7 protein-coding genes are annotated in these 9,940 nt (G+C 40.9%); 1 reads left to right on the top strand and 6 read right to left on the bottom strand.

The features are described 5' to 3' along the window. The coding region (locus IQ246_RS14900) for a transposase (RefSeq protein WP_194000466.1) at positions 1 to 111 on the top strand (111 nt) is incomplete at its 5' end. A 114-nt stretch (positions 112 to 225) separates the two neighbouring features. On the opposite strand, the gene IQ246_RS14905 is transcribed toward IQ246_RS14900, so the two are convergent. The 6 genes from IQ246_RS14905 to IQ246_RS14930 all read right to left on the bottom strand — a co-directional run bounded on the left by IQ246_RS14905 (position 226) and on the right by IQ246_RS14930 (position 9,904). Then, positions 226 to 1,395 carry a DUF6014 family protein gene (locus tag IQ246_RS14905; RefSeq protein ID WP_194004142.1) on the bottom strand — a complete coding sequence of 390 codons (1,170 nt, stop codon included), beginning with the start codon at positions 1,393 to 1,395 and terminating at the stop codon, positions 226 to 228. Between the two features lie 185 nt (positions 1,396 to 1,580). Further along, positions 1,581 to 3,605 carry an ABC transporter ATP-binding protein/permease gene (locus IQ246_RS14910; RefSeq protein ID WP_194004143.1) on the bottom strand — a complete coding sequence of 675 codons (2,025 nt, stop codon included), beginning with the start codon at positions 3,603 to 3,605 and terminating at the stop codon, positions 1,581 to 1,583. Positions 3,606 to 3,635: 30 nt separating this feature from the next. After that, positions 3,636 to 4,373 (bottom strand): SDR family oxidoreductase, encoded by a 738-nt coding sequence (locus tag IQ246_RS14915; RefSeq protein WP_194004144.1) that lies wholly within the window; start codon positions 4,371 to 4,373, stop codon positions 3,636 to 3,638. Positions 4,374 to 4,447: 74 nt separating this feature from the next. After that, positions 4,448 to 5,227 (bottom strand): class I SAM-dependent methyltransferase, encoded by a 780-nt coding sequence (locus tag IQ246_RS14920; RefSeq protein WP_194004145.1) that lies wholly within the window; start codon positions 5,225 to 5,227, stop codon positions 4,448 to 4,450. Positions 5,228 to 5,315: 88 nt separating this feature from the next. After that, complete coding sequence (locus IQ246_RS14925; protein WP_194004146.1) at positions 5,316 to 9,596, bottom strand: non-ribosomal peptide synthetase; 4,281 nt, start codon at positions 9,594 to 9,596, stop codon at positions 5,316 to 5,318. Next, a complete protein-coding gene (locus IQ246_RS14930) occupies positions 9,593 to 9,904 on the bottom strand; it encodes a hypothetical protein (protein ID WP_244142037.1) in 312 nt (103 codons plus the stop codon). Before IQ246_RS14930 ends, IQ246_RS14925 begins: the two co-directional genes overlap by 4 nt. Positions 9,905 to 9,940: the final 36 nt, after the last annotated feature.

Here is a 9,940-nt window from a genome sequence, read left to right on the forward strand (position 1 = left end):
ATTAACAATAAGTTGAAGCTGATTAAAAGGCTAGGTTATGGCTTTCGTAATTTCGCAAACTTTCGATTGCGCTGCCTATTATCTTGGCACTTTAGTGTTAAATCTCCATAAGGGGATCGGTAGAACCTTTTTTTGGTATTATTAGAATATGGAAGGAATAAATGATAAGTATAGTTAATCATTCCTGCTATTCGTACAACAACGCCAAAAATAGGGAGAAACTGATTATTTCAACTGTGCCCAAATCCCTTGACAGCGTTCCATAACTAGTCCCTGAAAAATTGATTGAGTTGATGGGTGAATGTCTATGTTGTACAAATAGAAAATACCTGTAGGACTTTTAAGGTTTAACTCTCTTCGGGTAAGACTTAATGCTTGTGCTCGATGGAGTTCCACGGCTTTAAGTAAACCTGGATAACTCAAATTACGTAAAGCTAATTGACCATTTTTAGTGACATATATAGCATCATTTTGAAAAAGATATTCTAAGCTTATAAGGCTAGCATATACATCGGTATCTTTTTCTATGCCTCCTAAACGGTGAGCATCTAAGCCAAAGCGAATGCAAAAATTGACAGCTACCAACTTCCCAGCTTCTTGGGCAGGTAAAATGCAAGCTGCAAACTCAAACCCTAGACTATCAGCTCGCCATTCCTCTACACCAGCATAGACATAGTTTTGGAAAAGGTTTTGCTTTACCTTGAAGTCAAATCCCAAACCACTCGCATGTCCTGCTTCATGAACTTGAGTGTCTACATGGCGATAGCGTTCACTATTGATTTCGTCTTCTAAAGGGCCTAATAGTAAATTAGCTGTTTCATATTCAAATACTTTTTGGATGCATTGGCGACTGGAACCTAAAAAACGTCGTCGCTGCTCACTTGAATTATTTAATGCTGGGCCACAAACACTGTTAGGAAAAGACCATCCATTCGGGACGATGAAGGCTTCACCAGTTTCACCACTGACATTACCGCAACTAGCAATTTCCGTAAAGGAAAGGTTTCTCAGAATTGGTTGACCAAGTGTTCCAAATTTTTCGCGACTCAGATTTTCTAATTGTTCAATAGATGCCTGAGAGTTCTCGTGTATTTTCCCGTAAATTGCGCTTAAAGTCACATTACATTGGAATTCTCGATTTATTTGGTAAGGTGCGATAATCAAGAAATAGCCGTTTTTGCCGAGAAAATCCATATTAATAAACCCTTCAGACAAGATGCTCCAGTCATTATTTTCCAAAGCATCTGCTGTGTTGAGTAGCCAAGCTGGAGGAAGTTCACAAGAGTTTGTTGCCTGTTGACGCAGTTTTTTGACAGCAACAGCAACTTCATTTTGCTCAATATATTGGACTATTTGTTTAGCTAATTCTTGTTTTTCCACAAAAAGAGATGTCATTTTTTTATACCTTATGAAACACAAGTTTGGATGTCAGTCATTATTAGCCCAAAGTACGAAGCTTGCGTTACTTCGTCATCTGTTTGGGGTTAAAAATTTTACTCATTTTTTAGGGTAAACGCACAGTTAAGGTTCTTTGTTGGGCTAAAGCACCAGAAGTTTTATCTAAAGAGCATGAGTAACCGCTAAACTCTCACCCATTTCAACACGTTGGGGTCTTTGTTGTAGCGGTAGGGAAAGCCATCCTTAGCAGTAATGGACTTACCAAGGCTTGCTTTGCTTCTAATGCTTGCAAGTGAATAGTCTGTTAATGTCTGCATTTCTTTATGAGAAAATCCTGCACTCGTACCTATTACTACCCCTATTTCTGGTTGAGTTGGAGATTGATGAGGAAAATCATCTATTGTGATTTGAATATTATCAGAAGGACTAGTGAAAATTTCTTTGGCTTTTTGCAGCCGATAATCCTTGACACGAAGAAGTTGCCAACTAGAATCTTGTGAAAGTTCTAAAACCCATTGATGATAATTAAATAGACTTTCTCGATGTCCAACACTGATAAATGTTGTTTTGGTTTCTTGTAACTGTTGATATAAATTTCCTTCATTTTTCAAATCTAAAGCACTGGTTGCTTCATCTAATATGGTGAACCTCGGATGAGTAACTAGTAGTCGTGCAAATGCAAGGCGTTGTTGTTCTCCCAGAGATAATATATTCTCCCAAGGAAGTTCTGTATCGAAGCCATCGACTCGACTTAGCAAGTTTTGCAGGTTAACTTGTTGCAGAACTTCTTTGAGTTCTTGATCGCTCATTTGACGAGTTGTCTGAGGATAGAGTAACTGTTCGCGCAAAGTTCCCAAAATGATATAAGGACGTTGGGGTAAGAATAAGACTTCTTCTAGGGGAGGTCGCACCAGACGACCAGTACCCGCATTCCACAAACCAGCGATCGCTCTCAGCAGAGAACTTTTACCTCGACCACTAGGCCCCACAATTAACAGACCTTCTCCAGGTTGAACAGAAAGTGATAAATCTTTGACAATCACTTGCTCATAGTTGGGCGTTTGTAAACTGACATGCTCAAAAGCAAAATGGTTTTCTTCTATTGTTTTAATAGTACTGACATTTTCAGGTTGTTTAGTCACTGCTTCTAAAGCATTGGAAAACTCAGATAAACGCTCAACGTAACTAGAAAATCGTCCAGAAGTCCCAAATTCATTTATTAATTGTCCCAGAGAAATAGCAAACATATTACAAGCTAAAGCGGCTTGTCCAAGTTGTCCAAAATCAATTTCACCTCCAATATATAAAGGTGCGAGTACTAAGAAAGGGAATACTTCAATAACAGCTTGATATCCTCTGCTAAAAATGTCCTGATTTCTCTCCAAATTAATCTTGCTTTGAATATTGTTCACAACCTGAGAGAATCGGCGCCCAATTATATTTAATTCTTGTTTTTCTCCATGAAAAAAAGCTATAGACTCAGCGTGATCCCGTACATGAGTCAAGGCATAAGTGTAATCACCTTTAGTTTCGATTTCATTTTGATTAATTGTAGTTAATTTTTGATTTAAGTAAACAGCAATTAAATTGCCTATAATTGTATAAATAAGCAAAATGATAGTAATTTGTTGAGAAATTGACCAGATAATTATTAAAAAAGTTACCATTTTCAGTATTGTCTCTAAAAAAGTAGCTGAAAAGCTCAGAGCACTATTGGTAACAGGTTCAATTTCTTTAGCTAAACGTTGATCTGGATTATCAACATCGGATCTAAAATTAATTTTATAATAAGCACGATTGCTCAAATATTTATCTAAAATGTGATTATTTAGCCATTTGTACCAATCAAGAGCAATTTGTTTTCTGACAAGTTTAGAAACTCCTAATAACAACGTTACTACGACAAGCCCAACAATATTGATTGATAAGGTGTTAAGGAACTGAGAATAATCTTTCTCTTGAATAAGAGTATCAACCAAATAACGGCTAACGAAACTATTAAAAGCAGTTACACCCACAAGGGCGATTATTAGTAATATCAGGAGAACCAGCATTCCCCATGCACGAATCACGTCTGAGAATGCTCTTTCACCTGACTTTGTTGGATACCAGTAAGGGCCTGCGATCGCTTTGACATCTTCCCAAAATTGGGTAATACCTGAAAAAGCATTTGTTATGGGTTGGGCTTGAACAACTTGGGTTGGCATATTTGAAAAATAAAATAATTAGTGTTGTGATTACAGAAGCGTTACACCGCCATCCACAGGCAAAATAGCCCCTGTAATATAAGAATTCGCGATCAAACTTAATACTGCTTGCGCCTGTTCTTCTGGTTTACCAAGATGCTGGACAGGTAAGGCTGCTTCAGCCCACTTTGTTAGATCTGAGCGTTCCGACTCACTTTGACTGCTCCAAATACTTGTATCTTCTATCAATCCGGGGGCAATTACGTTGACTCGAATCGGTGCAATTTCTAACGCCAGCGATCGCCCAAACACTGAAACTGCACCATTTGCGGCTGCGATCGCCGAAATCCCCCCCAATTTGGAAGATTTGAAGATACTGACACTGGATGTGAGGGTAATAGAGCCGTCAGTCGCGATATTTTTCAGGGATGCACGCACAGCAAAGAACGTTCTCCAGAATTTCTCCATTGCACCTTGAGCGGTTTGTGTGGTCATCTCTGCTAAAAGCGATCGCGGCATATTTCTGTCTCCCATAGCCGTTACAATTAAATGATCGAAGTTTCCGATCTGCTCAAAAAAAGCATTGACTGAATTCTCATTCGACACATCAACAGTTTTGACCTCAATCTCTCCGGAAATCAACGCGATCGCTTGATTTAATTTTTCTTGAGATGAGTGGGAAAGTACAACTTTTGCCCCCACTTCTACCATTTTTTGGGCGATCGCCAGATCAAGCCCTGAGCTTGTACCAATAATCACCACTTTTTTGCCTGATAGCGACTGAAACATTATTTGGCCTTATAAAGTAAAAACTGTGTAATTTATTACAGAGTGCCGACTATCTCAACTGTGATCTATCACAGTTACTTTACTGGTTTCTTTGCTGAAACCAACAAATAATCTATAGATGAAGAATCTAGCAAGGCATTGATGGCAAGCACATTTGTCTGATAGGTTGATTCATCTATCTTTGCTGTTTTAAATTCCTCTTCAATCCAAGATTTTAGATCTCGGTAGTGTGTTTTCCAGCACTCATTTGTCGCTTCCACAATTTCTATCTGCTGGAATCCTACATGTTGGTAAAGATTTTTATACTCCTCAATATCTTTGACAATATTTTCAGGGACAATCAAATCACCGAAATACTTTGTAGTTTCAAAGATCAGATCACAGAGGATAAAATTGCCTCCTGGCTTCAATACCCGCGCAGCCTCTTTCAGAAACTTCTCCCTTGTATCAAAATAGAAAGCTGCCTCAACACAGATGATGTTATCAAACAAATCATCCTCAAATTCCATCTGCACAGCATCCATGCAAATGAACTTGCAGCTTGGTGCGTTAACTGTACTTCTTTCGATTTGTTTGGCGGAAATATTAATGCCTACAACGTCGGCAGGCGAGTAATATTTGAGGAGATGACTAGTAGTTGCTCCCAAACCGCAGCCAACATCGAGGATAGTTCCCTGCTTTTCGGGAAGAAATGCTAAAAGCTTTTCCATGAGGTTAAAACAAGCTTCCTGCTGATTCTGAGTATCTGAGCGCCAATAGCCTACATTGAAAAACTCTTTTTGTCCGTAGTACTCTCTAGTCGATGGATTTAGAATTAAACTGTCAATTATTTTGATAAATTCGTTTTGATCCATTTCTCTTCTCACGTTTTCATATTGGTTTTTATTAGATATTTCCAGAAATTAAATATGCCTTATCCAGAAACATAGCTACCTCTCTAGATTATTTTGCGTGCTGGATGCAAGCTTTCAACTCTTCGGCTAAAACCTGGATGTGAGGTTCAGCCATAATAGTAATATGATTGCCTAGTACAAAATGGATATCTGCCGGTTCGCAAGAAAACTCGCTCCAGCCCAAGGCTGCATCCTGTGAAATCTGAGAATATAACTCATCATCAGGATTTTCCGGAAGATCCTCTTTGGCGCGTAAAATCGTAATTTTACCCGGATAAATCTGTTTTGGTACATAATCAACTAGACATAAACAACTAGTTTTATAAGCTTGTACGATATTTTTAAGCTGCATAGTTTTAGCATTAGGAGGCAACATATTAGCCATTTTGAAATAATGTAAAACGTATTTTAGTTGCTCCTCCACAGCTAAAGTTTTGAGAGTATTGTAGGAAATATCGACGTTTTTTTCTAAATAAACCTCTATTCCTTTACTCACCTCAGCTAGCCACCTTGCATGATCCCAATTAATATAATCAATAAGCATTTGCTTATCCTTATAAGTCGGTGCTGAAGAATCAATTATTGCCAGCAATGCAACCACCTGTCCCTGAGCAACCAACTGTTGGGCCATTTCAAAAGCTACGTTCCCGCCATAAGAATGCCCTCCCAAAAAGTATGGGCCCTGCGGCTGAAAAGCTTGTATTGCTTCAACGTAAATACTAGCCATATCCTCAATACGAGTGACTGACTCTAAGTCCCGATACAGATCATTTTGAAAACTGTATAACGGTTGATCCTCTCCTAAATAACGTCCTAAATGATAGAAGTAAAAAGGTCTGCCACCAGCTCCTGGAACGCAGAAGAAAGGTAAGTTGGAGCCATTTGGTTGAATTGCTACCAAACAAGACGAACCAGAGTAATCCGAGTCTTTTTGTACAATTGTTGCCAACTGTTCAATAGTTGGGTTTTGGAAGAGGTTTACTATTGGAATATCTTTACCAAACTGCTGTTTAATTTCAGCCATTAAGTAGGGAGCTAAAAGGGAATGACCACCAAGGTCAAAAAAGTTATCTTGTACTCCCACTTTGTCAACCTTCAGAATCTTTGACCAGATTTGTACTAGTTGTAGTTCTAATTGGTTACGGGGTTGGACAAATTTATCTGAGTCATTGATGTTATCAGGTGCTTTCAAGGCGCGGCGGTCTACTTTACCGTTTTGTGTTAGTGGTAGGGACTCCAACATCACAAAAGCATTGGGTATCATGTATCCAGGTAGTTTATGGGAAAGGAACTGGCGCAGTTCAGCCGTTGTGGGTGTCACCTGTGGGTGCGGCACTATGTAGGCGACTAACCGTTTATCACCTGGGGTATCTTCGCGGGCTATCACGCAAGATACTTGGACATCGCCATATTGGCTCAGTACTGCTTCGATTTCTCCTAACTCAATGCGGAAGCCCCGAATTTTCACCTGATTGTCGATGCGTCCTATGTATTCGATGTTGCCATCTGGTAAGTAGCGTGCTAAGTCTCCGGTTTTATATAATTTTGAATTATCAAAGGGATTGGGGATGAATTTGTCTTGTGTTAACTCCGGTCGGTTGAGATAGCCTCGTGCCAATCCCGCACCACCGATGTGCAATTCTCCTGGCACACCCACGGGTACTGGTTGCAGATACTCGTCTAAGATGTAAACTTGCGTGTTAGCGATCGCTCGTCCAATGGGGATTGACTCTATAGTTGCGTTAATCTGTCTAGGGATCGGGTAACAACAAGTAAAAGTTGTACTTTCTGTTGGCCCATAGCCATTAATGATTTGTGTAGATGGCAGATTTTCAGAAGCTCTTTGAACGTGAGCAACCGAAAGTGCTTCCCCACCAATTAGTAGCTGTTCAATTCCTGCCAAGGCTTGGGGGTCATCATCAATTATGGAGTTAAATAAAGCAGCCGTCAGCCATAAAATAGTAATGCCATGTTTGTCAATTTCAGTCTTCAGACTTTTAGCAGTAGGGATATTTTCTGAAAAAAGAACGCATCTAGCACCGTGCAGCAAAGCTCCCCAAATCTCGAATGTGGAAGCATCAAAAGAAATTGGGGCTATCTGAAGAAATCTTTGGTTGGCATCGAGATGAACGTAATTTACTCCAAATAAAAGACGATTAATGCCACGGTGAACAACTTCAACTCCTTTGGGCTGACCTGTTGAACCAGAGGTATAAATCACATAAGCCAAGTTACTAGCTTGCACAAGTGCGATGGGCGTAGCCCCGCCAGAGGCGATACCTACGGTAAGCTGTGCGATCGCATTATCTTGACTACACTGAGCAATCAAGTGCCATTCTGTATCCAAACAAACAAGCTGTGCCGTATGCTCAGGTAGGCTGTTAACGAGTCCCTGCTTGGTGAGCAACACGGAAACTTGAGCATCTTCTAGCATAAAGCGCAAACGCTCTTGAGGATACTCTGGGTCGAGAGGGACATAAGCCCCGCCCGCCTTGAGAATTCCCAATAATCCTACAATCATTTCTAAGGATCGCTCTACACAAATTCCCACCAGCACATCTGCTCCCACTCCCAATGAGCGCAAGTGGTGCGCCAATTGGTTAGCTTTGGCATTCAACTCACCATAAGTCAGTTGTTGATTTTCATACACCACCGCCACTGCATCCGGTGTACGCTTTACCTGCTCCTCAAATAACTGATGAATACATTTATCTTGAGGATAGTCTGTTTGAGTATCGTTCCACTCCACCAACAATTGATGACGCTCTGCTGAATTCAACAGCGATAATTCCGAAATTCGGGCTTTTGGATTGGCAACAATTGCTTTGAGTAAAGTTTGAAAATGTTCACCTATGACAATAATTGTGGCTGCATCAAATAAATCAGTGTTATAAGACCAAACGCCCTCCAGACCGTCAGGAATTTCCCAGTAGTTCACTTCCAGTTCAAACCTGACTTTGACATCAAGTGACAAGGGGATATTCTGAATACTTAAACCTGGCAAATCGGCAGAAGACTGGGGGGCATTCTGGAGGGAAAACATCACCTGTACCAGAGGATTACGACTTAAATCTCGGTCTGGCTGTAACTTTTCCACCAACATCTCAAAGGGCAAGTCCTGGTGGGAGTATGCTGACAACGTGGTTTGCCGCACTTGCGCTAAGAAGTCAGCAAAGCTGGGGTTTCCAGAGAGATTGCCCCTTAATGCTAGGGTATTCGCAAAAAATCCCATGAGTTGCTCGACGCTCTTGGTGTTGCGGTTAGCGATGGGGGAGCCAACAACAATATCTGACTGACCACTGTAACGAGAGAGCAATACCAAAAAAGCTGCCAGTAGGGTCATAAACAGAGTTGTCTGTGACTCCTGGCTCAACTCCTTGAGGCGTTGTGTGAGGTTGCGATCGAGTTGAAAACACTCAACTCCACCTTCAAAGGTCTGAAGTGGGGGACGGGGGCGATGCCTACGGTGAGCTTCTATAACGCTACCTAGTTGTAATACGCCAGGCGCACCCGCTAACTGTTGTTGCCAGTAATTGAGTTGGCGATCAAGAACTTCACCTGTGAGCCACTGGCGTTGCCAAACTGCAAAGTCGGCGTACTGGATCGGTAATTCAGCTAGCGGGGATGGCAAACCTTGACTGAAAGCTGCATATAGCTGAGATAACTCACGAAAGAAGATGCTCAAAGACCAGCCATCATAGATAATGTGGTGCATCTTCAACAGCAGTACATACTCCTGATCGCTGAGTTGCAGGAGGGTGAATTGTACTAATGGCCCAACAGATAGATCGAAAGGTTTTGAAGCAACAGACTTCCCTATTTGTCGAATTTGCTCAGTTTGCTCTGACGCTGACAACCCTTGCAAGTCATGGATTGGCAAACTTAAGGCAGTGTCCGGGGCAATTCGCTGGATCGGTTTTCCGTCTACTGTAGGAAAAGTGGTTCTTAAGACCTCGTGACGGCGAATAAGTTCACTGAGACTTTGCTCTAGTGCAACTATGTTGGGCGAGCCATCTAGTCGCAGAGCCTCCAACATATTGTAAGCAGTACTGTCGGGTGATATCTGGTGGACAAACCAGAGTCGTTGTTGAGCAAAAGAGAGGGGTAACTCTTGATTCCGTGACACCGGAATAATGGCTGATTCAACAGAGCTAGAGGGCATTTTTGCTTCTTTTAAAAAAGCGAAAATCTCAGGTTTTTTTTCCCCGATTTCTTGCTTAATTTTTGGTGTCATTGCCCCCTTGGGAGCCTGATATCTTAGCTTCTCTTCCTCAAGCCAAACTTTAATATCTAAACTATTTAAATAAGACAAAAACTCTACTACTTTCATCTCCCAATTGCCTCCCAAAGTTGTTCTTTAATCACGTCTAAATTGCGCGGTTCGCTTTTGGGATAAAATAGCTGATCGGCTTCCCACTTACTAGTATCTAGACCAATAGCCCAAGCATTTAACCATGAGTTAGAGCTAACTTTAGATAACATTTCTGGCATAGTATCTTCTAGGGCTAAGTGAAAAATAACTTGCGCCACTTCCTCCAATAATTTTAGGCTACTGAGATAATCTTGAATAATTTCCGATTCAAGCCAGATTTTTATAGCTAAATGATTGAGATGAGACAAAAATTCAACTGCTTTCATAGGTTCAAATTCACCAAAATAGTCAAAAATAAGTTG

Source organism: aff. Roholtiella sp. LEGE 12411, assembly GCF_015206995.1.
Classification (GTDB): domain Bacteria; phylum Cyanobacteriota; class Cyanobacteriia; order Cyanobacteriales; family Nostocaceae; genus Komarekiella.